Source organism: Segatella copri (genome assembly GCF_026015625.1).
Taxonomy (GTDB): domain Bacteria; phylum Bacteroidota; class Bacteroidia; order Bacteroidales; family Bacteroidaceae; genus Prevotella; species Prevotella copri_H.
The window spans coordinates 1616497-1641783 of the sequence record NZ_JAPDVG010000001.1; the positions used below are offsets into that span (position 1 = coordinate 1616497).

Annotated in this window: 16 protein-coding genes; 5 read left to right on the forward strand and 11 right to left on the reverse strand. The window is 46.4% G+C overall.

All coding sequences use genetic code 11. From position 1 onward, the window contains the following. Position 1 precedes the first annotated feature (1 nt). The 11 genes from ONT19_RS07250 to ONT19_RS07300 form a co-directional block, all read right to left on the reverse strand. Complete coding sequence (locus ONT19_RS07250; RefSeq protein ID WP_264952842.1) at positions 2–394, reverse strand: (deoxy)nucleoside triphosphate pyrophosphohydrolase; 393 nt, start codon at positions 392–394, stop codon at positions 2–4. Between the two features lie 27 nt (positions 395–421). After that, positions 422–3193 (reverse strand): DUF3427 domain-containing protein, encoded by a 2772-nt coding sequence (locus ONT19_RS07255; protein WP_264952841.1) that lies wholly within the window; start codon positions 3191–3193, stop codon positions 422–424. A gap of 119 nt (positions 3194–3312) precedes the next feature. Then, on the reverse strand, positions 3313–3777 hold the full coding sequence (locus ONT19_RS07260) for a hypothetical protein (protein ID WP_228113134.1): 465 nt from the start codon (positions 3775–3777) through the stop codon (positions 3313–3315). Beyond that, positions 3774–4058, reverse strand: coding sequence for a hypothetical protein (locus tag ONT19_RS07265; protein ID WP_228112419.1), 285 nt, complete (start codon positions 4056–4058; stop codon positions 3774–3776). The genes ONT19_RS07260 and ONT19_RS07265 overlap by 4 nt, the downstream gene beginning before the upstream one ends. An 875-nt stretch (positions 4059–4933) precedes the next feature. Further along, positions 4934–7300: a beta-galactosidase gene (locus tag ONT19_RS07270; RefSeq protein WP_264952840.1), complete on the reverse strand. Its 2367-nt coding sequence runs from the start codon at positions 7298–7300 to the stop codon at positions 4934–4936. Positions 7301–7418: 118 nt separating this feature from the next. Further along, complete coding sequence (locus ONT19_RS07275) at positions 7419–8978, reverse strand: glycoside hydrolase (protein WP_194252361.1); 1560 nt, start codon at positions 8976–8978, stop codon at positions 7419–7421. A gap of 68 nt (positions 8979–9046) precedes the next feature. Further along, positions 9047–10801, reverse strand: coding sequence for a glycoside hydrolase (locus ONT19_RS07280; RefSeq protein ID WP_118200802.1), 1755 nt, complete (start codon positions 10799–10801; stop codon positions 9047–9049). Positions 10802–10898: 97 nt separating this feature from the next. Then, positions 10899–12515: a RagB/SusD family nutrient uptake outer membrane protein gene (locus tag ONT19_RS07285; protein ID WP_117729487.1), complete on the reverse strand. Its 1617-nt coding sequence runs from the start codon at positions 12513–12515 to the stop codon at positions 10899–10901. 57 nt (positions 12516–12572) lie between these two features. Next, positions 12573–15590 carry a SusC/RagA family TonB-linked outer membrane protein gene (locus ONT19_RS07290; RefSeq protein ID WP_264952839.1) on the reverse strand — a complete coding sequence of 1006 codons (3018 nt, stop codon included), beginning with the start codon at positions 15588–15590 and terminating at the stop codon, positions 12573–12575. 50 nt (positions 15591–15640) lie between these two features. Next, a complete protein-coding gene (locus tag ONT19_RS07295; RefSeq protein ID WP_264952838.1) occupies positions 15641–17107 on the reverse strand; it encodes a hypothetical protein in 1467 nt (488 codons plus the stop codon). A gap of 91 nt (positions 17108–17198) precedes the next feature. Beyond that, positions 17199–17378 carry a hypothetical protein gene (locus ONT19_RS07300; RefSeq protein ID WP_264963851.1) on the reverse strand — a complete coding sequence of 60 codons (180 nt, stop codon included), beginning with the start codon at positions 17376–17378 and terminating at the stop codon, positions 17199–17201. Positions 17379–17393: 15 nt separating this feature from the next. Here ONT19_RS07300 and ONT19_RS07305 point away from each other — a divergent pair, with 15 nt between their 5' ends. The 5 genes from ONT19_RS07305 (at position 17394) to ONT19_RS07325 (ending at position 25273) form a co-directional block, all read left to right on the forward strand. Further along, a complete protein-coding gene (locus ONT19_RS07305) occupies positions 17394–18758 on the forward strand; it encodes a ligand-binding sensor domain-containing protein (RefSeq protein ID WP_182429567.1) in 1365 nt (454 codons plus the stop codon). Further along, complete coding sequence (locus tag ONT19_RS07310) at positions 18742–21453, forward strand: ATP-binding protein (protein WP_264952837.1); 2712 nt, start codon at positions 18742–18744, stop codon at positions 21451–21453. Before ONT19_RS07305 ends, ONT19_RS07310 begins: the two co-directional genes overlap by 17 nt. Before the next feature lie 429 nt (positions 21454–21882). Further along, positions 21883–22038, forward strand: a complete 156-nt coding sequence (locus ONT19_RS07315) for a hypothetical protein (protein ID WP_022120246.1) — start codon at positions 21883–21885, stop codon at positions 22036–22038. Continuing rightward, complete coding sequence (locus ONT19_RS07320; RefSeq protein ID WP_218435196.1) at positions 22020–22415, forward strand: hypothetical protein; 396 nt, start codon at positions 22020–22022, stop codon at positions 22413–22415. Before ONT19_RS07315 ends, ONT19_RS07320 begins: the two co-directional genes overlap by 19 nt. Before the next feature lie 281 nt (positions 22416–22696). After that, positions 22697–25273: a hypothetical protein gene (locus ONT19_RS07325; protein WP_264952836.1), complete on the forward strand. Its 2577-nt coding sequence runs from the start codon at positions 22697–22699 to the stop codon at positions 25271–25273. The last annotated feature ends 14 nt before the right edge of the window (positions 25274–25287 follow it).

Genomic DNA, 25287 nt, shown 5'->3' on the forward strand with positions numbered 1-25287 from the left:
ATTATAAGATACCTTCCACAACATCAATATCCGCTGCAGCCCAGTTGAGCCCTTTCAGCTCATCTTTGCTGCACCACTTGCTATCAGCGTGCTCACGCCTCTTGAACCCATTAGCATCGCCTTTTGACGTACACAGAAAGGCAGTCATGGTTATCGAGAAATCAGGATACTCGTGATTCACAGTTACCAACTCCTCTCCTACTTCTACAGGATATTCCATCTCCTCCATCAGCTCACGAGCCAACGCCTGTTGAGGAGTTTCACCAGGCTCAATCTTTCCACCAGGAAACTCCCATTTATAGCTTGTATACTCAAACTTTGTCTTGCCTTTCTGCATGCAGAGATACTTGCCATCATGGCAAACCACGGCTGCTACCACATTATAATGTTTCATTGTTCTTATCTCCTATTAAAATATCATTTACTCCATCCACTGGAAGTCTTCCTGCAATTCCTGCGACAACGGATTGTCCATGTGGATATCATACAATATAGAACCATTCGTCGTTACATCCTTTCTCGGATTCTCCAAATGACCAGTTCCGATATAAGTATATGGCAGAGTGATACCATTCTCAGCACTCACCTTCCTCACAAACACCAATACCCTCTTGGCAGTTCGCTGCAAAGCCTCATCCTTGGCAGAGATACGAGCAATACTCTCCCACTGGAAAACATCTGGCGACAAGAACTTGTCATTATACTTCAAATGTTCATCCAGCGAGGCATCCTTCTTTAAACCCGCAAAGATATACATATTGCCATTTTTATAATAAGTGCCATACTGATTGTGCTTCGGATTCTCCAGGATTTTCAAGAGCACCTGGTCCTGACGATAATCCTGCCACAACAAAAAATCTTTTTTTGTATCAGCATATCTTGCCTCATATTGCGTCAAACCATAGTTAAGCAAATCTTGCAGATATGCCTCATATTCCTGTTCTCTTTCGCCACATAATTGCACTTCACCCTCTTCTATCTTCACAGCAAATCCCTCTTCCAGGAATCGCAAAGCGTGCTCCAGTTGCTCATGCTTGAAACCAGGAATTTCCTCCCGGATATTGGCTTCAATACGAGATAAAGAAGACTCTCCCTCCAGTAAATTTCTGATTACCAAATACTCATGTTCTCTTACCAAAGGCAAAAGACTAGACAGATAATTGATACAAGCAATCTGCTCTTCTGAGAATACCGGCAAGCCCTCTTCTTCTATACCCTTCAAGAAACCATAATAAGAATTGGTTTTCTTGGAGCCAATCTTTATCTTCATGAATTTCAAGAGATTAGGAGCATAATCACTATTCATATAATCCATGTGCGATGGATAAGACGGAGTTTTCAGATATGCCTTGAAATTCTGATAATCCATCTTCAGATAGTTAATGCGGTTGAAATTCTCGCTCTCAATCTTGTCGATGATTTCCTCTTTGGAAAGGTCATCGATGTGTACCTCAACGCCATATTTATCCAAGCCCAAGCTCTTGAAATCATTCCTTACCATGAACTTCAAGAGTTTCTTTTCCAAAATAGAATTGCGGGAAAGACTGCCTAGCGCCAAGGCTATATGAACGCTACGCTTATAGCTGTTGCCAATGAAATCGAGTATCGTAACATAAGGCTTGTTTGTATACTTACGAAGACCTCGACCCAATTGCTGCAAGAAGATGGTACTCGATTCCGTTGGGCGCAGAAAGAGCACCATGTTGACACCAGGAATATCCACACCCTCGTTCAGGATATCTACAGCAAACAAGATTTCCAAATCCCGGTTTTCATCCTGTAAATCATTGTAAGCACGAATACGTTCACCGGTCTTGTTCTTACCGCTCAAGAAAGCTGTATGGTAATAATCACCCAGGTTATCAGCCATCATTCTGGCATGCTGGATGTTTCTACAGAAAGCCAGCGCCTTCAGCTTCTGGTTTCCCATTCGATGCTTCTCTATCTGCTGGTGGATAAACTCGCAGTTTTCAGGTGTAGAGATTTGCGAAATCAAACGGCGTTCGCCAGATGCTGTCAACCCATAATCAACCAGTTCGTCACGAATACCATAATAGTGGAAAGGCACAATCAGATCATTGATGATGGCATCACGAAGCCGTAACTCGTATGGGATATTATTGCCGAAAATCTCTACTACATCCTGATTATCCATTCGGTTCTCGGTAGCAGTCAAGCCCAGCAGGAACTCCGGCTCAAAATAGTCGATGATTTTCCGATAACTGTCTGCTACAGCATGGTGACACTCATCGATGATGATATAATCGAATTCCTTCTTATCAAAGAGTTCGAGCGAACGGCACATCGAAACATTGGTAGAGAACAGGAAATCCTCACCTGTTTCCTTTGCCTCCGCATTATACAGACCGCAGGTTTTAGAGCCACCAAAGACCTTTTGGAATGTCTCCAGGGATTTCTTCAAAATAGAGCCTTCATGTACGATGTAGAGCAATCTGTCGGGGTTAAAATTGAGCGCATCGAATGCTGCCAGATACGTCTTTCCTGAACCTGTGGCAGAAATCACCAAAGCTCTCTCCTGACCGATGGCACGATACCTGTTCAATTCCCTAAGTGCTTTGCGCTGCATATAATTAGGTTTGATTTCAGAATCCGCCATATCATAATCCATATCCCAATGCTCAATAGCAAAACTGAGTTTGGTAGAATATTCTTTAATTCTATCCTGCGATAATTCATACGTCTGATTCCATAGGCTTTCAAACTCATTCATTGCATCAAGATAAGCCTCGGTATCATGCTCGCAATTTACCACCAAATCCCACTCTATGTTTTTCAGCAAAGCATAGCGTGTGATATTAGAAGAACCAACAACCATTTCTATACCATTTTCCAGTTCGAAAATATAGCCTTTAGAATGGAAACCATTAGTAAAATAGTTCTTCTCATCGTGGAAACATTCATCGTCCAGATGACACTCAAAATTAGGATGTTGTGCCAAACTCAAGAAGTAGTTTAACGATTCTACATCGGTAAAATTCTGATAAGTAGAAGTGATAATTCTTCCTTTAGCACCACGCTCTATAGCAGCACTAATGTCTTTAGCCAAGAGTACCAGGCCGGCTTTTTTGATAAAGCTGACTGAAAAAGCAAATGACTTGCAGCGGCGCAAGTTCATCTGAATGGTAGACAGGAAGGTTGTCTCTGTATAATTGGTCAAGAATCTAGATTCCATAAGTCTTGCATTTCTTTAATTGCGTACAAAAGTACAAAAAAGAATCCATTTACATCATCTTTTCTCCTATTTTTTTCGGCTTATTTATTACAATAGTTCGTTAATAATTCAATAATGTGCTAAGCAGCTATACGCTGTAAGCACGAGAGATCTTTGAAAATCTTGCTAATTAAAGTTCGGTTCGGGGTGTACCCGCTTGCTTTAAAAATTCGTTTCACCAGATAAATGTTGGTCATCAGTGACTTGAATGAAGACATAGAATATTCCATTCCCATCTCCTTCATAGTTACCTTGGCAACATTTAGTGATGTGAACGAAGCATTGAAAGCAAAATCGAGTTTCCACTTATCGCGAGCCTGGCAGTCCATAAGACCAGTATAGCCTTTGGCGTCACGAAAGCAAAATTCGATCTGGAACCTGGTTCTATAATAAAGAAGTACCTCTTCACCCGAAAGTGAGGGGTCTGTAGAGAAGAATAGTTTCTTCTTGCCATTCGGCATCTGCCAGATGACAAGTCTAACTTTACACCTGAGTGCCTTGGAATAGGCTATCAAAGTATAAGCTGTTCCTTCTATATCTTTCATCTCCATCTTCCCTGTTTACCAAAGAAGCGCTTGGCAAGTGAGACATTAAGTTTGAGCCAGTCAATGCTTTTCGACTTTTTTAAGCCGAATGCGTTGCGATAGGTTTGCTCAACATGCGAGCCATACCTCCCCATTTGGGTGAAATTTATCTTTCTTGGTATTACCATAAACAAAATTATCACCTCGATGAGTATTTTCTCGAAACTTTTTGTTAACTTTGCAGCCGAATCTTCAACTGCATCTTTAAAGATATCCATATATTGGTCAAGTCCTGTATTCATATAATTTTGCGTTTGTCGTGATTTGCAAAGTTACTGAAAAACTGCGACTTGACCAACTTTTTATAGTTAAGTTTTCATAAGCATTTCTTAATATAAATTATTGATTTACAGACGATTAAATGTTAATTTAACACAGTATTGTAGAATAATAATGTATAAAAAAACAATCGGGTAGGAGGTAAATGCTAGTCATAAAAGGCATTTGCCTCCTATTTTCACATTTACCGACCTCCCACACCACCGTACGTGCGGTTCCGCATACGGCGGTTTCGTGCTTTCTCATCTTGCGATGTGTGGCAAGTTGATTTCAGTTATCCCTATGAGTAGCGTCACTTCTATCCTATTGTCGGATTCCGTCCTATCGTCTTGGATAGAGAGTTCCTTTCGGACATCTGACGAGGAGTCTCACAAGGTAACATTCATTTACTATTGCACTGCACGATTCAGTCCTTCCCTATAAGCACACGTGCCTTGGGTACTATGACCTCTGCTGACTTCTCACGGCAAGCTTTACTCCGTCATTGTACATCGAATTATTCATCTTCACCCATGCGTCCGTGAGACCTCCTCGGATAAGGGCTTATTCTTTCCATCTTATACCCACTTCATTTACACCAACCATTCCGAATAGCTATGGGACTTTGATTTGTCTTGCAATCTCATCCATGGTCAAATGCCTTGTATGAAGTTTCTGTGCGTTAGGTCAGATGTTTGCCGCCAGCTTCTTTCAGATTCCACCTCACGATGGACACCCTTGCTATTGGCTATACGATTCCCGCTATTAGGGCTCGTTAGGGACTTGCACCCATTAGAATAAGCTCATGCCGAGCATACAATAAAAAAAAGAGGAAGACTTTCCGTCTCCCTCTTTTCATTTATTTCTTTACATAGAGCTTGAATGCCTTCACGCTGCCTGGAGCACCCTGCTCGGCACGTGGCAAGTACTCGAAGGCAGAGATGGTAACTTCCTTGCCCATATCCACGATGCCGAGGTGTGGAAAGTTGGCACCCTTCTCGGTCTGCCAGTAAGTGCTCTCCTGCAAGTCAAACATCTTGTCGAGTGTTGAGTTGCCCTTCTCGCTGTCGGCATAGAAGGCTACCCAGTTGTTGCGGTCGATGCGGTTGCCCTGTGCATCCTGCAGATAAACCTCGGCGATGGCAATCTGGCTGTCACCGCTCTGGCTGCTTTCTGCCTGGATGGCGAAGTAGCGACCGGTTACAGGCTTGTCGAGCTTGATGGTCTGCCAGCCGTTGCCAGCCTTGAACTCGCCCTTCAATACAGGAGTCTCTGAATTGAGATCCATGCGATGACCTGGCTCGTTATGCTTGTTGCTCTTTTCGAGATTCAGCTTGTCGAGCTCCGGATGATCCTGGCAGAAAGCGGTAGGAGCCACAGTAGAACCTGGCTTTCCTGCTTCACCCTTAGGACCTACAACGTCGAGAACAATCACCTCGTTCTTGCCCTTCTTCAACCAGCAGCCTGGAAGATATAAGGTCTGCTGAGGACCAATCTGCCAGAAGCGACCGAGGGCATGACCGTTGACATAAACCTGACCCTTGCCGAATGCCTCCATATTAATAAAGGTGTCGCCCACCTTCTTCAGGTTGAAGTAGCCGCGATAGTAACCCGCCTTGGTCTGGAGACCGCGCATCTTGTTGGTTGGCATGGTGAGTGCCTTGACTGCAGTCTGGTAATCATCAGCAATGCTGCTGTTGTTCCAACGGGTAGGGGTGAGAGCAAGTTCGCAATCCTCTTTCTGTGTAGTGATGGTTACGTTGCCGATGATACCCTTGTAGTCCTTGATAGCACGACCGAAGTTGATTCTTCCCATACCTTCTACTACGATGGTGAGCTGTGCACCCTGTGGCATGGCTGGCAATTCGAGTGATTTCTCATTCTTTACACGGTCAATCTTGCCTACATACTTTCCGTTCACATATACCTGGGCAAAATCGTGGAACTCGCCGGTAAGGGTTGATGTACTTTCGATGGCTGGAACCTGGGTTTCATAAACCATGGTACCCCATCCCATATCCATATCCTCGAAGCACTGAGGAGCGTTGCATTCTTTCTCCTTTCCGATACCGTAGCTCAATGGCTTGTATTCGGTAAACTTGAACTCTGGCACCTTGATGATCTGCATCGGAGCCTTAGGCACGGCTGGCAACTTCTTGCCGTCGTTGTATTTTGCCATCATCTTCTGCAGTTCATAGAACTTAGGCGTAGCCAATCCCCATTCATTGATAGGGGCATCGTAATCGTAGCTGGTTACGTCTGGCTGGAAACCAGGAGAGTTGGCACCTGCCCAATGGCCGAAGCTGGTTCCGCCGTGGGTCATATATAGAGAGAAGCTGATGCCTTTGCTCAGCATCTCGTCCATTCCTTCTACCATATCCTTGGCAGGACGGGTCTCGTGGCGGGCTCCCCACTTGTCGAACCAGCCGCTCCAGAACTCTGAACACATTTTAGGAGCATTCGGACGAACCTCACCGAGACGCTTAAACTGCTGGTCGATGTTGGCACCTGTACCGAAGTTCATGGTCCAGGTCAGGTCATCGAGACCATTGTTCAGGAAGTTGGATGACCAGTCGCATTGGAAGAGGCTTACCTTATCAAATCCGCTCTTGCGGACGATGTCGCGGATGGCACTTACGTATGGCTTGTCCTTGCCGTAAGAACCATATTCGTTCTCCACCTGAACCATGATGATAGGACCACCATTCTGGATGGTGAGTGGAGCCAGCTGCTTGCCCACTTCCTTCTCGAAGATTTCTACTCGCTGCATGAAGTAAGGATCCAGCTCACGCAGACGGATATCCTTCTTCTTGAGGAGCCACCAAGGCAGACCACCCATTTCCCATTCTGCACAAACGTATGGACCCGGGCGAACGATGACATACATGCCGTTCTTCTGGGCGAGGCGGCAGAAAGCAGCCACATCGTTGTTGCCTGTGAAGTCGAATTTGCCTTCCTCCTGCTCATGGATATTCCAGAACACATAGAGGCAGACGGTATTCATGCCAAGAGCCTTGCACATCTTGATGCGATGCTCCCAGTAGGCACGAGGAATACGAGGGTAGTGCAACTCGGCAGCCTTAACGACGAAAGGTTTGCCATTGAGAAGGAATGTCTTGTCGCCGGTAGTGAAGGTGCCACCTTTTTGTGCCGCCATCATCTGAGCCGGTGCCAGTGCCAATAGTGAGGCAAAGGCTAATGTCTTGATTGAAGTTGTTACTGTCATTATACTTATTTTTTAGTATTCTTGATAAAACATTTGCAAAGATAACGGAAAATCTCCTTTATGAAGGATAAAAATCGTTCAATAAAGGGGATTTTTCGTTAAAAAGGGACTATTTCAATCATTTTTGCATAAAAGTCGTAATGCTTCGTGGAGCCAACTGCGTGGTTCCATCGCAACTTCCAATAGGCGCTAAACTCTCGGAAGAGATGTCACTGGTACGATACATCTGCCAATTTTTCTGCTCATGATTATCGAGTTGGAAGTTGACAGGCTTCACATCCTCAGAATAGTTGATTGCCACAATCACCCATTTGCCGTTGGCATTCTGATAGGCAGAACACATTACTCCGTAAGGGTCGTTGTAGCCTTCCTCTATCTGCTTTCCGTCGGCAGAAGTTGTAGCGATATCGAAGCGCTGGGCACCTGGACGGATAAAGCGGGAATAGTTGCCGAGTGCCCACATCAACTTGGAATCTACTGCCCAGCCGCTCTTCCATCCATCCTTGCTGTATATGCGGATGAGTCCATCGCGGTAGTCACCGCCTGCAGAACGCCACCAGCTCCAGCTCTCGGCATTGGCATATACCAGGTCATGATGGATGACACGAGCCACATAGAGGGCTGTCTTCATCGAGAAGTCGTAAGGAGTTCCGCCGCCAATCTCCTCGTCGTTGCCCATGATGCAGAGTTCTGTTTGCCAGAACTTGATGTTCTTCTGCTTACATGCTTCCCTAATCTTCATTCTGATTTCTCTCATGTATGGGATAGGGGTATTGGTCCAGTAGCTATGAGCACCGATGAGAGGGAGGAGTTGCTTGGTCTTGCCCAGATAGGTCTGCGTACTGTCCTTGGTGAAGAAGGAGTTGATTTCGTAGCCTCGCTGCCAGTCAGCCATGTGGGTGCCAAGCATGCAGCGATAGTCGCTCGACTCATTGATGAGAATCTCGGTGTTGAGCTTGTTTTTTACCAATGCTTTGCTTACCTCCTTTGCCACCTTGGCAAACTCGCGGTTGGTGGCTGGGGTTCCTTCCTGCTTCGGTCCTGTCCAGTTCCAATGTCCATCCGGCTCGTTGATAGGGCTGATGTAGTTGAAGTGGATGCCATCGTGCTCTTCGATGCCTTTGAGAGATGTGGCGATGAACTTTCCGAATTTGCCGTAGCAATCATCCTTCAGATTGATGGTGCCGCCGCGCCCTGTGTTGGTTGCGAGTCCGTTCTTGGTATAGAACACGGGTGCTGAGTTGCAGAAGGCGAGGAAATAAGGCACACCTCTCTGCTTGGCGAGCTTGAGAAACTTGCGCTGTCCAGCCTGTTTGCTCCAGTCGTAGGTGCCGTCAGCATTGAGAAAGCATTGGGTTCTTGTGCCCGGCTGAATCTGCGATGCCTCTCCCTGTTCCTCGCTTCCGGCTCCCAGATTGAATCGCCAGATAGACAAGCCGATGCCTTTAGGTTTGCCTAAGGCATCATTCTCGGTAGAGAAGAGCCAGTCGGCAATCTGCTCCTGCTGTTTCTCTGACCATAGACCGAGAAACTGCATACTCCATGCATCGCTGGCACCGAAGTGCTGGATGTGCTGCTCCGGGCTTTGGGTAAGGATGGTATAACGGGTTGTTCCTTCCTGTGCTGCCTGCATGTTGATGCTGGCGATGAGCAATGCAGATAAAGCACCGTATTTCATATAATTATGTGCCATAATAGAATTTTATGTTTGATGAGTTGTTCAAAAGCAGATGGATGCACTTGCTGTTATTTTATCACGAATTTCTTTCCGTTTTGGATATAGATACCCTTGGCGAGTCCTTCTGTAGAATCTGCATGTTTGCGAACCAATTTGCCCTCGATGCTGTAGATGTCATTGCTACCGGCCTTATCTGCCTTGATATGGCTAATGCCAGTATTGATGGCATCTTCGAAATCAATCACGATGGTTACAACGCTCTTGGTTGGGATGGCAATCAGCTTATCCAGACTGAAACTGCTCTTGATGTGCTTCAGGTTTTCTTTCGCAGATGTGCGGTAAACGTTGATATCCTTGGCTGCCTTCTGTCCCTCAATGTTGATGCGTACACTGTTTTGTGATGCCATCATGTTTACATATACTAAAACGATTCGTTTGCCATCTGGAGAAAGATAGGCAGATCCCAGAAGCTTATTGAGATTTTCTTCCTTATTGGTGATATGGTCGATACGCTTGTAACCAGGGCGGATGAAACGGCTGTAGTTGCCGAGTACCCAGAGGTTACTGTTGTCGGTGATGGTACCGCCGTTCTGGATATCACCATAGCTCTCGTTGTTGTTATCGCCCTGGGTATTCATTCGCAAGAGATAGAAGCGGTTCTTCTGTCCCCATTTCTCTTGTGCGAAAGAGGTCCAGTAGCTCCATGATGCCATATTGCCGTAGGTGAGATCGCAGTGGATAAGCTTACCCATATAGAGCGAGATGTCCATATAGCTGGCTGCATCGTAACTGGAAGGGAAACCTGCTGAAGTGGATGGCTCCTTATCGAGCATGCTCCATTCGGTTTGATATACATCGAGATTGTATTCCTGAGCCTTGTTCCATACGTTCTGACGGATGTCCTTCAGGTCGGCATTCGTGCCGAAGGTCCAGTAGCTATGACCAGCGATGGCTCTTTTCAGGTTTTTCAAGTCGCCGATGTAGGTGCTGCTGTTGCTGGTATTGAAGAAAGCCTCTATCTGGTTGTTGGCTCTCTTCTCGGTTCCGTCTTGATAGAGTGCCTTCCATTGGCAGGCTTCCGGCAGGAGTATCTGGGCAGAGAGTCCCTGGTCGGTAATGCTTTTGTCCAACTCTCGGGCGAGCTTGGCGATGCACTCGTTGGTCCATGGTGAACCTTCCTGACCTTCAGTCCAATCGTATTGTGGCTCGTTGACCGGATCAATGAGGGTTATGTTGTAGCCTTTGTCGGTGAAGTGTTTGGTTGTTGTCGTGAGGAATTTGGCAAAGTCGGCATAGTGATTGTCTGCGAGATTGCTTCCGCTCACACCCTTGTTGGCGCATGCCTTGCCGTTTTTGGTAAACTGTACTGGGGCTGAATTGGAGAAGAGCAGAAAATGATCTACTCCATATTTCTTGGCTTGCTGCATGAAGTATTGTTGACCTGCCGACTTGGTCCAGTCGTAGTTGCCATTGGCATCTAGATAGCAGTAGCCACGTCGGGTGATGTCTTCGATGCCGCTTTGGCTGCCTTGTTCTGCTGAACCGGCACCCAGGTTTACGCGCCACATTGAGAGACCGATGCCTTCTGGGTTACCATCGGCATCCATTTCCTGGCTGAAGAGCCATTTCGCCGATTTCTCTTTTTCTGCATCACTGAAATATTTGCCCACAAAATCGGCTGTCCAACAGTCGCTTGATCCGAAGTCTGCTATGGTCTGATAGCAGATGTTGGGGTTTACGGTGACCTTATATGATGATTGCGCATATAAGTTGGCAGTCATCATCAAGGCAGCTGTGAGGCTGAAGATGGATGTTTTTTTCATTTGCTGAGGCTTTATATATAATTAAGGTGTATGGATAACAATATTTTTATGAAAGAAAAGGGGCAGGACAAGAGATTTGTCCTGCCCCTTTGATATTTTAGTTGTAACCTTCGTTCTGCTTGATGGTTCCGTTACTCATGGTAATTTCTGAGTTAGGGATGGCGAAGAGAAGGTCGCGAGGTGCCTGGAAGTTGATACCCTCGTTGCTGTTCTCCTGCTGGTTGGTGGTCTCGTATGGGTCGGTAGATTCCTCCATGTTGTACTTCACGAAAGTACCGTTAGGACCGAATACGTGTTCCATCATTGTCTTTCCATCATCCATCTTCCAGCGGCGCAGGTCGTCGAGGCGGGTTCCCTCAAGTGCCAGCTCCAGACGGCGCTCGGTGCGGATAGCATCACGAAGGGCTGTACCTGTGGCGGTAACTTCTGGAAGTTGAACACGCTGGCGTACCTTGTTGAGTGCCCACTGTGCCTCACTGTCGTGATTGAGAGCATTCTCTGTCTCTGCATACATCAGCAATACCTCTGCATAGCGGAGCAAGCGGATGTTCAATGGATTGTGAGGTGCATCGTATGGACTAGGGCGCCTGTTCACTGGGATGAAGAGCTTCATGTTGCAACGGCCAGACTTATGCTTGCTGGCTGAAATCACGTATGGGTTGTCCTCATTCCATGTTGGGTCACCAGGAACTTCTGTCTGTCCATCGTGAAGGATGGTATAGCGAAGTCGAATCTCGTCTCCTGCATCCTTGAAAGCCTTTTCCAGGTTGCTGGTAGGAAGACCCCATGCCCAACCAGCGTCGTCACGTGAACCAACCAAGACAGAGTAGCGCTCACCCAGAGAATACTGGGTATCATCACTGGTCTGAATCTCGAAGAGACTCTCCTTGCCATTGTTGTAGTCGATGTTCCAAACCTGGCTAAAGTCATCCATCAGTTCATATTCCGGTGTTCCGCTGGCATGAGAGCCACGGCAGGTGAGTTCCTGCAGGATAGGCTCAGCTTCAGCATACTTACCCTGGTAGAGATATGCCTTTGCCAACATACCCTTGGCAGCACCGCTGGTAGCACGACCGATGTCGTTGGCAGATAACTCTGCCTTCTTTGGAAGATCGGCGAGGGCATCCTTGAAGTCCTGCTCAATCTGAGCGTAGGTTTCTGCGCTGGTAGCTCGGGTGATACCCTGAACCTCAGAAGGCATCTTGAGTGACATTACCAATGGTACACCGCCAAAGTTCTTCACCAGTTCGAAGTAGTAGAAACCGCGGAGGAACTTAGCCTCGGCAATCAGTCGCTTCTGATACTTCTCGTCGTTGAATTTCAGTTGTGCAATTTTTTCGATGGCGATGTTGCACTGGGTGATACCCTTGTAGCGATACTGCCAGAAGTTCTGTACGGCATTACCCAAGTCGATGGTGTTGCCGGTAAACATGGCTGCTGCTCTATATTCACCAGGGTCTTGTGTGGTGTTACCCATCCAGCAATCATCGGTGGTAATGTTGCAGAGGTTGTAGAATTTGTAAATCTGCCACCAGTCATCACATGCGATGAAGTTGTAGCAACCGGTAATCTGCTTTTCACATTCTTCCTCGGTGGTGAAGTAGTTCTCCATATCCTGCTGACCGCGGATAGGCTCCTCAAGGAAGTCGGAGCAAGATGTCAAGCCCATAGTCAAGGCAGAAGCCAAGGTCAAACCTATGATATATCTTTTCATAATCTTGTTTCTTATTTTAATGATTACATATATTATAATAATGTATATTCCCTGCGATTAGAAGCTCATGTTCAAACCAAAGAGGAAGGTACGTGGGTTAGGATAACCTGTGTAGTCGATACCTGCCTCTGTTACACTGCTACCCATTGATGCTGCTTCTGGATCTGCACCAGAGTAGTTGGTGATGGTAAAGAGGTTCTGAGCTGAGAATGACAGACGCAAGTTCAGCTTGTTGTTGAACCACTGCTTAGGCAAGGTGTAACCAATCTGGAGCAACTTGCAGCGGAAGTAAGAACCATCCTCTACGAAGAAGTCGCTTACTCGCCTGTAGTTCATGTTGGAATCGTTGACAGAGAGGCGAGGAAATTCTGCACCTGTGTTGTCGGCTCTCCAGGTTTTGTCGTATGTGCCGGCATATACATTCTGACCGTCGGTTCCTGCATAACGACCGATGTTCTTGTTGAAGATGTCGTTGCCGATGGTTCCGTAGAAGTTGGCTACGAGGTCGAAGCCCTTGTATGCCGCATTCAGGTTCAAACCTACCATGAGGTCTGGGAAAGGATTACCGATATGAGTCTTATCGTTGCTGTCGATGACGCCATCATTATTCAAATCCACGAAGCGGAGGTCACCTGGCTTGGCATTTGGCTGCAATGACTCGCCATGCTCGTTGGTGTATGACTTCACCTCTGTCTCGTTCTGGAAGATACCTGCTGTCTTGTAACCCCAGAACTGGCTGAGAGATTCGCCCTCGGCATTGCGAACGATGTAGTCGCCACTGAATCCACCTGTCCAGATGTAGTCACCATTCAGTTTCACTGCCTTGTTCTTTACCTGAGAAAGATTCAGACCTACGCCGTAGGTGAAGTCCTGGATATGGTCGTTCCAGTTGATGCCAAGTTCCCAACCTGTAGCCTTCATCTTACCTGCGTTTTCCCACATCTGTCCGTTCCACATTGGGTAACCGAGGATGAGGAGGTTGTCTTTCCTCATCAGCATATCGTGAGATGTCTTCTCGAAGTAATCCGCTGTAATCTTCAGGCGGCTCTGGAGAAGAGCGAGGTCAAGACCCACGTTCCAGTCCTCCACGGTTTCCCACTTCAGGTTAGTGTTTCCGATACCGCTCACAGTAGAACCGATGATGCGGTTTGGAGTTTCACCGAATACATAGGTTGTTGTACCGATAGAGCTGAGGTATGCCGAGTTGTCGATGTTCTGGTTACCAACCTTACCCCAACCAGCACGGATCTTGATGTCATCAAACACCTTCTGGTTCTTCATGAACTCCTCGCCGGTAAGGCGATAAGCTCCAGATACAGATGGGAAGGTAGCCCATTTGTTGTCCTTGGAGAACTTGGAAGAACCATCCACACGGATAGATGCTGTGAGGTAGTACTTCTCTGCGTAGTTGTACATCACACGTCCCAGGTAAGATACCAGCGAAGTGAATCTGTCGGTACCCGTAGCTGCTGGGTTCTTGGTTCCTGAGCTAGGGTAGCGCAGAGACTCATCATTATTTGGAATGTTCTCTGAGTAAGCATTAGCCCAGTAGTCCTGGAAGCGCTCCATAGTGTAACCACCCATCAAGTTGATGTTGTGTTTCTTGTTGATGGTTGTCATGTAGTTCACGGTGTTGGTCCAGTTCCAGTCCACCCAGTTCTCCATCTTTCTGGTAGCATTGTTGTTCTGGTTCTGCTCCAGGTTGTCGATGAAGAAGTTAACGTTGAACGAATCGGTTCTGCGGAAGCGGGCGTTCAAGCCGAATGCTGATTTGATGGTCAATCCCTTGATTGGGGTGAGACTTACGTATGGAGTTGCGAGCAATCCATATTCGCTAGCACCAGAGTCCATACGTGCCATAGAAGCCACTGGGTTCCATTCCTGGTTGTTGTGCGAACGGTCATAGTTGCTGTATGGATTGCTGGTCCATTCGCTTTTTGGTCGCATCACTGGAGTAGTTGGATCCATCGCCATGATGGCACTCATCAGTCCTGGGGTGTCATCCCACTGCTCGTAGCGAGGAGTGAAGTCAACACCAGCCTTGACAATCTTATTGAAATTGTATTCGGTAGAGAAACGTGCAGAGAGTTTCTGCCACTGACCTACCTTGTACTGAGAGTCCTGCTTGTAGTAACCGATGCTTCCAGAGTAAATCATCTTGTCGTTACCGCCAGAGAATGAAAGGTCATAGTTCTGCTGTACGGCTACATCATTGATGCATTCTTTCCACCAGTCGGTATAGGTGTCAGCGCTTCCCTTGAAAGGAGAAACGTTGCCATCGTTGGTATAACGAGTATCAAACACTTTCTTGTATTCCTGAGAGTCTGCCATATTCTGCTTCTTCAATGTTTGGAGACCTACGGTGGCTGTGACATTGAATTTGGCATCTCCCTTCTTGCCTTTTTTGGTGGTGATCAAAATCACACCATTCGAAGCACGGGTACCATAGATAGCTGATGCAGAGGCATCCTTCAATACCTGCATGCTCTCGATGTCGTTCTGGTTGAGGAAGTTGATGTTGGTACCTACAGGCATACCATCTACAACGTAGAGAGGATCAGAACCATTCACGGTAGTGACACCACGGATGATGACACGAGGAGAAGCACCAGGACCACCGGCGCCACTGATCTGTACACCGTTCACCTGACCCTGAAGGGCGTTCATCACGTTACCGGTAGAGAGCTTTTCCAGCTTGTCGCCCTTGATGGCTGAGATAGAACTGGTGAGGTCGCCCTTCTTTACCTGACCGTAACCGATGACAACCACCTCGTTCAAGTCGTTGGCATCGTCCTTCAGCACAAAGTTGATCTGTGAACGGTTGCCAACCTTTTCTTCCTGGTTTGCCATACCTACGTATGAGATAACGAGGGTAGCGTTCTTGTCGGCATCGATGGCATAATGACCATCCAGGTCGGTAACAGCACCTCTGTTGCTACCTTTCACCTTGATGTATGCTCCAATAACTGGTTCGTTGTTGCTGTCCACGACATTACCCGTCACTTTCACGCTCTGAGCGTTCATATTGAGGGCGAAACTGGTTGCCATGGCTGCTATGATATATTTCTTGTTCATATTACAATGTTTCTAATATTCTAGATGACTGTTCTTTCACACGTGTTATACTATTTGATAGGGATGATGCGAGAACGCAAGAGAGCGTAGTCGAACTCGAAGAGGTACTTTCCTGTAGCAGGAACCCTTACCGCTTTCATGTTGTCACCGCCGTTGAGCTTGTTGGCCTCGTTCTCATCCGAACCATCGAAGCGCCAGTAAGGCTCTGGCCACCAACCCCACCAGTGAGTCTGGCTGATGGTGAATTCAATTTCATCACCTGCCTTGAGGTTCATTTCGCGATAGAGGCGATATGGGTTGTTCTCGTCCTGATTCAAGATGAATGCACCTGCGTTCTGATTGGTTGTCCATTCGCCGGCTCCCTCTGGCAAGTAACCCTTACCTGCTAGACAAATCTGTGCAGGCTGTGCGCCAGAACCGTCGTTGAAGTCAATCGTGGTAGAACCGTTGAGGGTCATCTTCTTGGTTGTAGGAGTATATTCCTCTACCTTGTATTCACCTGTGATGATGTTGAAGTTGATTTCGTAGTAACCCACCTTTTCCAAGATGATAGGCTTTGCATCGCTAGCCTTGCGGGTGAGCAAACCTGTCTTCTCGTCAACACCGAAGCAGAGAGGAACGAAATCAGTCTTCTGTGGAATGAAGCGTATGCCTGTGCCTGGCTTCTGGTTGTAGTAGCGGGCACGATACTGGAATTCGCCTACGTGATCAACCAGCATTGGTACACCATAAACATCGCTTGTCAGTTCTGCTGCTGAGTTGACATCTGCAAGATACATCTTCTCAAAGTCAACCAAGTCGCTGACGATGATGGTGCTCTTCTGCTCGGTCATGTTGTCCATACTGTCATACACCTTGATGCTCATCTCGTAATCGGCATCTTCTGATGGGAATGTATATTCCTCGCTGTATTCGTACTCGGTACCAGAGAGTGTTACCTCGTCGTGCTTGTTGATGCCAGGAATATCAATGACCAACTTCTTCAACGACTTGTTGTCGGATACGGCAACATTGAGCAGGAATATTGGGTCTTCCTTCATCACGTTCACCTTATTAGATGGTGCTACTGTGAATACCGGGAAGGTAAAGTCGCCGTCACCCTTGATGGTGATGTTGGCTGTTGATACTTTTCCCACCACGTCTTCAACGGTCACTTCCAATGGAAAGCTGGAGTTGTCGGTCCAGTCGTCTGCAGGAGTATAAGCATAGTCAAGGTTATACTCATGGAGCAGGGAATCTTTGTAGATGTCGAGCAGGTTGATGGTCTTGTCGAGGAACATTCCCTCGTTCTTGAGTCGGATAGACTTGATACCGTCGGCATCGCTAATCTTACCTGTGATGTTGAAGGTACGTCCTGGTTCTGCATGAATCAGGTCTGATGTTAATGAAATCGTTGGATTCTGACCATCCACTGTAGGATAATCATCATCGTTACTGCATGCCTGGAATGTGAATCCACCCAAAGCAATTGCAGCCCATAAAAGGACATTCTTTAGATTAAATGGTTGATGTGCCATAAAACATTCTTTTTAGTTATTTATATTTGTTGTTTTGTTTATTATGCGTTAGTTGAGTAACTTTGTGTTAGTTGAACAACTTGCGTGTTGTTTATTCGGTTGCAAATGTACGGCGATTATTAGGAATTAATGGAGAAAAATCATTCAAAAGGGGGCATAAATCGTGCAGTGAAGGATTTGTGCCTCTGTTTTTCTCGTTTTTTTGCTTGTTTTTGCCCGATTTTTGGCGTTTTTTTGTTAATTTTGCAGCAAATTGAAAATTAAAAAACATATACCTTCGATGAATATGATAGAAATAAAAAAGACACTTTGGGTGGTCTTCATCTGTTTGATGGGGCATATTGTTGCCTTGGCTCAGAAGTATCAGGTAAGACCATTGGACTTGGAGCAGGGCTTATCGTGCAATTATGTTGTAAGCATAGCGCAAGATAAATATGGCTTTCTTTGGTTTGCTACCGAAGAAGGATTGAATCGGTTTGATGGTAATAGCTTCTTTACCTATTACAAGCAAAGAGACAGAAAGGGCATATCTAGTAGTGAGTTGAACTGTGTGATTGATGATGCCAAGAAACCTGTTGTCTGGATTGGAACCAAGAATGATGGTCTCAATTCCTTTAACTATCAAACAGAAGAATGGCATAGCTATAAGCATGACGGCAAGAATCCTTCCAGCATCGCAACGAATGATATTACGCATATCACACCCTCTGCCAATGGTAAACTCTGGATTACCACCTATTGGAAAGGTGTAGAACTGTTTGATCCCGAAACCGGCAGGTTTGTGCATTTTGATAAAGATAGAGTGCAAGGTTTGCCTGATAACCAATTGTGGTGTGTGCTCGATTTGGGAAATGGCAATCTTTTGGTGGGACATGTCAAGAGTGGATTATCCATCATGGATACCCAACATTTAACTGCCCGGAATTTTAAGCACAACGCCCAAGACATCTACTCTATTTCGGGTAATGAGGTAATTTGTCTGTATCGCGACAAAAAAGGAACGATATGGATCGGTACTAATATGGGTATAGATATTTACGACCCACTTAGCCAGCGATTTCTGCATGTGGCGGATCAAACCATCAAGAATCATCGTATTTTTGATTTCTGTGAATTGCCGAATGGTAATATGCTTGTAGCAACCGAGCAGATGGGTATAGCTGTATTGGATGTTGCCAACAAATCATTTACTGCAAGTACTCAAATTCCATGTTCTTTCATCAGCGAGGGGTTGGAAGAATTTAATCTTACGGGTAATAGTGTGCGAAGCCTATTGCTAGATAAATATAATAATGTATGGGCAGGATTTTATGGTAGCGGCATCAATTTCCTGACTCAATCTGTTGCACCATTCAGTACCATTCGGGCTGGTGTTCCTGATCAGCTGGAACGACTTACGGAGAAATCTGTGATGGGATTGGTTTTCGATAAGAATGGGCAGCTATGGGTAGGTACTGATGGTAAAGGACTGAATGTCTTCTCGCCAGAAAAAAAACGATTGGCTACCTATGAACATGAAGGTGGCAGTATCGTGGCAGCTGCAACTCGAGATAGCAATGGTAATTTGTGGTTTGGATCTTTCTTTCAGGGTGCTACCGTAAAGATGGCGGGGGGGGGGAGGTTTCCGCAAGGTTTTGCCAGATGCGCATGAAGATGTCAGATGTTTCTATGAAGATGACAAGCAGCAGATGTGGATAGGTACCGCTCATGGCATCTATGTGGTTGATATCAAGCGGATGAAGGTGGTAAATAATTATCATCTTGGCAATGATATGGTACGTGCCATCTGTATGGATGCACAGCATAGAGTCTGGGTGGGCTATTTCGGCATTGGCATTGAGGTGTTTTCGCCTCAAATGAAGCGGATCAAGGCGTTTAATTCAACTAAGGGTGAAAAAGAATATATTCCTTCCAACGCAGTGAATCAACTGATGCGTGATTCCCAAGGTCGTATTTGGGCAGCTACCAACGAGGGAGCCATCTGCTTTGATGTAAAGCATCAGGATAGACACGTGATTTATGACCAGAGACAGGGAATGAGCAATATCCATGTGCGTGCCATTATAGAAGATGAGATGCACAACATTTGGATGAGCACCAATCGTGGTATCAGTTGCTTAAAGGCAGGACAAGCTGGTAGGTTTATCAATTTTAATGAGAAAGATAATGTCGTTAAGGCTAATTTTAACGATGGCAGTGTGGCTCGTTCCGAGCAAGGTGTTATCTATTTTGGTTCGGCTCAGGGATTATGCTGTTTCCTGCCAAGACAAGTCTTGTCTGTCAACCGAGCGCCTAAAACGATTATAACTTCGTTGCGGCTGATTCGTGGAATAGAGCAGACTGATAGTGTCATCAATCTTGCCATACGCAACCATATCTCGTTGGCGTATGATGAAAATTCCTTTGCGATAAATTTTACCGTGAAGAACTTTGCCATGGAGAACTATGTGGAGTATAGCTATATGCTTTCTGGTTTGCAGAATGATTGGATTACAGCACAGAATGGAACCATTACTTTACGTGATATTCCATCAGGAACCTATCAGTTGCAGGTACGAGCTCGCTTTCATAACCAGCCATGGTCTTCTGAAATAGCCGAGTTTACCATCATCGTTCGGCCTCCGTTCTGGCTTTCATGGTGGGCTAAGTTGTGCTATACCTTATTCGTTTTGGCGATAGTGTATCTGGCTTTGAGAATATATCAGCGTCATCTCCGCTTGAAATTCGAGTTGAAAGCAGAAAAGGTGAACCATGAGAAGGAACAGAAACTCAACGAGGAACGCCTGCGCTTCTTTACTAATATCACTCACGAACTTCGCACGCCACTTACGCTGATTCTCGGTCCGCTCGATGACATCTCGCATTCGTCGGATATTACAAAGGCCGTGAAGCATAAGCTGGCGGTGATATATCAGAGTGCGGTGAGATTGAACGAACTGATTACGCAGATATTGGAATTCAGAAAGACGGAGACCGACAACCGTCAGCTTCGTGTAGTGAAGGCAAACGTGGTGGATGCCGTGCATGAGGTTTCTTTGAAGTACGAGGAATTGGCACAGAAGCCTGACGTAGCCATCAAGTTTGTGGCTCCAGAGAATCCGATTATGATGTATATCGACAAGGAGGTCATCGCTATTATCTTGGATAATCTGGTATCGAATGCCATCAAATATACCGATCAGGGTAATATTGATATCAGTGTGGAGCGTCGTCGCAGCGGGGAACGTCATCTGGTAGATATCACGGTGAGTGATACGGGCCATGGCATCTCTGCAACGGCATTGCCGCATATTTTCGATCGCTATTATCAGGAGAATGGACCCCATCAGGCTTCCGGCACAGGTATCGGTCTCTCGCTGGTCAAGAAGTTGGTGACCCTGCATCATGGTGAAGTGAAGGTAGAAAGCAATCTGGAGCAGGGTACCAGTTTCATCGTCACTCTGGATGAGAATGAAATTTATCCCGATGCCTTGCGAGGTGATGAGAATGCTTCTGCTAAATTGCAGGGTAATGATACTGCATCTGGTGTCCTCAATTTGGAGGAAGCTGTGCTCAGTGTGGAGAATGGCAAACCGTTGCTCCTCGTGGTAGAGGACAATAGGGAGATACTCGACTATGTGGCAGAATCGTTTATTGACGAGTTTGATGTGTTGAAGGCTGGTGATGGTCGGGATGGATTGGCTTTGGCATTGAATAAGGTGCCTGATGTAATCATTTCAGATGTCATGATGCCAAATATGGATGGCAATGCCATGTGCAGGGCCTTGAAGAAAGATATACGCACGAGTCATATTCCTATCATTCTTCTTACGGCGAAGGATTCTTTCGAAGCCAAGGAGAAGGGCTATGATTCGGGTGCCGATTCGTATATCACCAAACCTTTCACGCATTTGCTCTTGCGTAGCCGAATCCTTAACCTCTTGCAGCAGCGTCGGCGTGACAAGATGCTGATACAGGAATCGAAGGAAACCAATTTGGCACGGAAGAAAGAGCAGTTGAGGGAATCGCTCAATAAGGTAGATCAGGAATTCTTTGACAAGTTGAATAAGCTGATAGAAGAGAATATCAGTGGTGATGTGGATGTTAACTTGATTGCCAGTAACTTGGCGGTAAGTACCAGTACGCTCTATCGCAAGATGAAGGCGCTCACGGGTATATCTACCAACGAATATATCCGCAAGTATAAGATGCAGTATGCCGAGCATTTGCTTCTGGAGGGTAAGTATAGCATCAGTGAGATCTCCTTTATGGTAGGTATGAATAGCGTGGCTTATTTCCGTCGGTGTTTCAAGGCTGAATATGGGGAGATTCCTTCTGAATATCTCAAAAAATTGCAGAAAATGTAATATTGGTATAATAAACATTAAATTAAAGTGAGCGTCATAACGCTCACTTTTTATTTGGTTATTTGAATGTTTTTTATTACCTTTGCACGAAATTTTGAAATTATGAAAAAATGAAGCATATGAACAGCAATCACCTCGACTTTATGAAGAAAAGGTGTTTCGGAAGCTTAGGAGAACTCCTAAGCGAGCTGTGGCATGCTGTAATTACTAATAATCGGTCGAGATGCCAGGTATCTGCGACCAAGTATCAACTTAATGCCATATCAACAACCAGAAAGTAAACACAACCTTACCCGCCCCCACACCTTACGATAGTAGGCGCTCGGCAGTTCTCCAGCGGCTTACGCTAAAAACGTTAGCGCAAACACGCGTCCTCTACTAAAATGAGGCGGAAACAGTTAACAATCAACATAAAAACAATAAAAGAAGATGAAACTTTTTTTCTATAGAAAATTTATTCGCTTCGTAATAAAGCACTTTACCATCGTTATCAACAATACCATACAGATGAATGGTGGACAATACATCGAGCACATGAACAACTATCAGGGAAAGGAGGATGAGAAATGTCTGGACAAAGAATGATCATCATGAACGCTGGTAGCTCGTACTTCGAGCATGTAGAGAACTATTATGGCAGCAATGCCTGTGAGCAAAACTCATGCAGAAATGCTGAGATGCCGGAAGAGCTGAAAACGGAAAAGGCTCAGAGGATAAAGAACAACCTGATAGAGATAGGCTTGGTAACCGAAAATTTCATGCCATCAGGACTGTCATCATCTGAAGCTGCCATCCTTGCCAACCAGATAGGTACAGAGTTGAAAATCGATAATATATGGAGCGTATTCGGCAATTATTGGGGGCCTAATCCGAACTCGATGAGAGCCGCCTACAACCGAGGAATGGATCAGAAGAAAACGATTCCCTTCCTCGAAAAAGTGATGCCTGCTATCAGAGGTTAATCTGGCAGGTAGTACTAGTACGCGTACATAGTACGTACTAGGTAGAAGTGAGAAATTTCCCTTACCTTTGCCCCCGGAATTCAGAACCAATGCGGTTTGAGTTTCGGGGGCTTTTGTGTATCTGCACATCAACCATGGTGGGAGCCCCCAATCTTCTAAATTATTTAAAATGATGGAAGTGAAAGCGTATGTGTTCAGTCATCCTTCTTACAGACGACTGAGAGTAGTGAAAACGGAAGAGGGCATTACCCCACAAACCAATCTTTTATTAACGAAATAACATGACAGAAACACAACATGTAATTGCACTGAACCCTTATCGCAAGGGCAATAAGGGGAAGGTGTTTTCCAACAGTATGGCGGTGTATGACAAGGTGATTGCATCGCCGGAAATCAGGAAGATGATTCAACAGATCAGGGGCGAACTGCCTATCCCGAAGGTGAATGCCAACGATGAGGAGGCGGTGAAGAAGGCGCAGGACAGGCTGAAGAGCGAACTGCCTTTCTTCTGTCCCCACTACGGCATCTTCAAGAACAATGTGCGCAGACAGGAGAATGCCCAGCCCGAGAGCTTCATGTTCCAGACTATCATTGACGTGGATGACAGGGAGTATGTAGACAAGGCTATCGAGAAGGCAAGGGAGCTGAACTGCTCTGACAGCATCTGGAACGGCTCGCTGCTGCACCTCTGCTACAGTGCCCGGAAGAAACTGCACATCGGTATCAGACTGCCGGTGGGAATGACCATCGAGGAGACGCAGAAGGCGTATTGCGAGGCGCTGGGGGTGCCGTATGACGAGAGCTGCATCACACCCGAGAGAATGATTTATCTTACGGATAAGGACTCGGAAATCTACAGGTCGAAGATGTGGTGCGCCGTGCTGAGCGAGAAGGAGATTCTGATGCGAAGGCAGGCGTATCTGGACCGCGGACTGACCGTGGACGGAAGAGGGAAAGTTAATAGTTTACAGTTAAAAGTTAATAGCAATGACAAGAATAATGAAAATAATAGACTATCGGGCAATGACGGCAATCCTGCTGTTTCTGCTGGCTCTGCTGTTCAGCCTGCCCACCCTGGTGATAGCCATGGTGCTGATGCTCCTCATATCGGGGATTCTGGAGGCAATCAGAATGCTGGCGGACTGGGAGCCAGGGAGAAGAATCTGATTGCGTTTGACCTCTTTACGCAGGCTGCCGGACTCGGGGGTATGGAGATTGATACCGTGGGATCGAGACACTCTTCGCTGCTGGCTATCATGAGCGCCGGTGCTTCGAGGGTGATGGAGGAAGAGGAACTGATGAAGGTGGTGAGGGTGAAAATGCCGAGCTACTATCAGGAGAACGACTGCCATCAGCTGATTCACGACTTCTATGCGAAATATGCTGACAATACGAAGCCGATGTCGAGGGAAGTGATGAGGGTGAATGCGCTTGCGGAGCAGAAGGCCAGCCAGCAAGTTAATGGTTTACAGTTGAAAGTTAATAGGGCTGAGCAACAAGTTAATAGTTTACAGTTAACAGGTAATAGGGCTGATGAGGATTATCCTGACCCGCCGGAGATGCCGAAGAAACTGCCGAAGCTGGTGGAGCTGCTGATATCGAGGACGCCGGAAATTTATAAGCCGGCTGTGGCGCACGCTATCTTCCCGCCGCTGGCTACGCATCTCTGGAAGACGAGGTTCCGGTATATTGACAACGTGGAGCACGAGGCGAGACTGATGACGCTGCTGCTTGCGGGTACCGGAGCGGGTAAGAGCAGCGTGAACAGGCCCATCGATTTCATTATGGAGGATATCAGGCTGAGGGATGCTGAAAACCTGAAGCGCGAAAAGGCGTGGAAGGATGAGATGCTGCGCAAAGGTGCCAACAAGGATAAGCGCAAGAGACCAGAAAACCTGATTATCCAGGAGATTGATGCGGATATGACAAACCCGGCTTTCGTGATGAGAACGGCCGAAGCGCAGGAACATTTCCTCTATACTTCGCTCAATGAGCTAGACCAGTTTGATGCGCTCAAGGGTAGCGGAAGCCAGCAGTTCCGTATCATGTGTCTTGCCGCAGACCCAGGCAATAAATATGGACAGACTCGCGTAGGAACGATGAGTGTTACGGAGCGTGTTACCATCCGGTTCAACTGGAATGCATCTACCACCATCCAGAAAGGTCAGCGTTACTTCTCTAAGGTTCTTACCGATGGTCCTATCAGCCGTATCAACTTCTGTACCATCCCCGAAAGGGAAATCGGCGAAGATATGCCTGTTTACGGAACTTATGATGAATCGTACCGTGAGGCGCTGCGGCCTTACATCGAAAATCTGAACAAAGTAACGGGTCTGATTGAGTGTAAGGAGGCGTTTCAGCTTGCCCTCAAACTGAAGGATGAGAATGCTGAGTTTGCCCGGCTGTCGCAGGACAGAACGTTTGAGAATCTCTCGTTCCGTGCCAACGTCATCGCTTACCTGAAGGCGTGCGTGCTGTATGTAGCCAATGGTTGCAAGTGGGAGCCGGAGATTGATGAGTTTATCCGCTGGAGCGAGCAATATGACCTGTACTGCAAGATGCGGTTCTTCGGCGACATGATTGCGAAGGAGAACTTTACGGCGGAGAGGAGTTCGAAGCGTGGGCCTCAGAATCTTTTACAGATTCTGCCCGATAACTTTACGGCTGCACAGTTGCTTGCCATCCGGCTGGAGCATGGTTTGGATGCGAAGGGTACCGACATGATGATCAGGCAGTGGCTGCACCGGAATTACATCAGGCGGGCGTATCAGTATACGGGCAAGCGTGACAGTTGTGACAGTTGTGACAGTTTTGAGAAGCTTAAGTACCGCCACGACGGTATGGTTATTAAATCTTAAATTTATTTTTACTT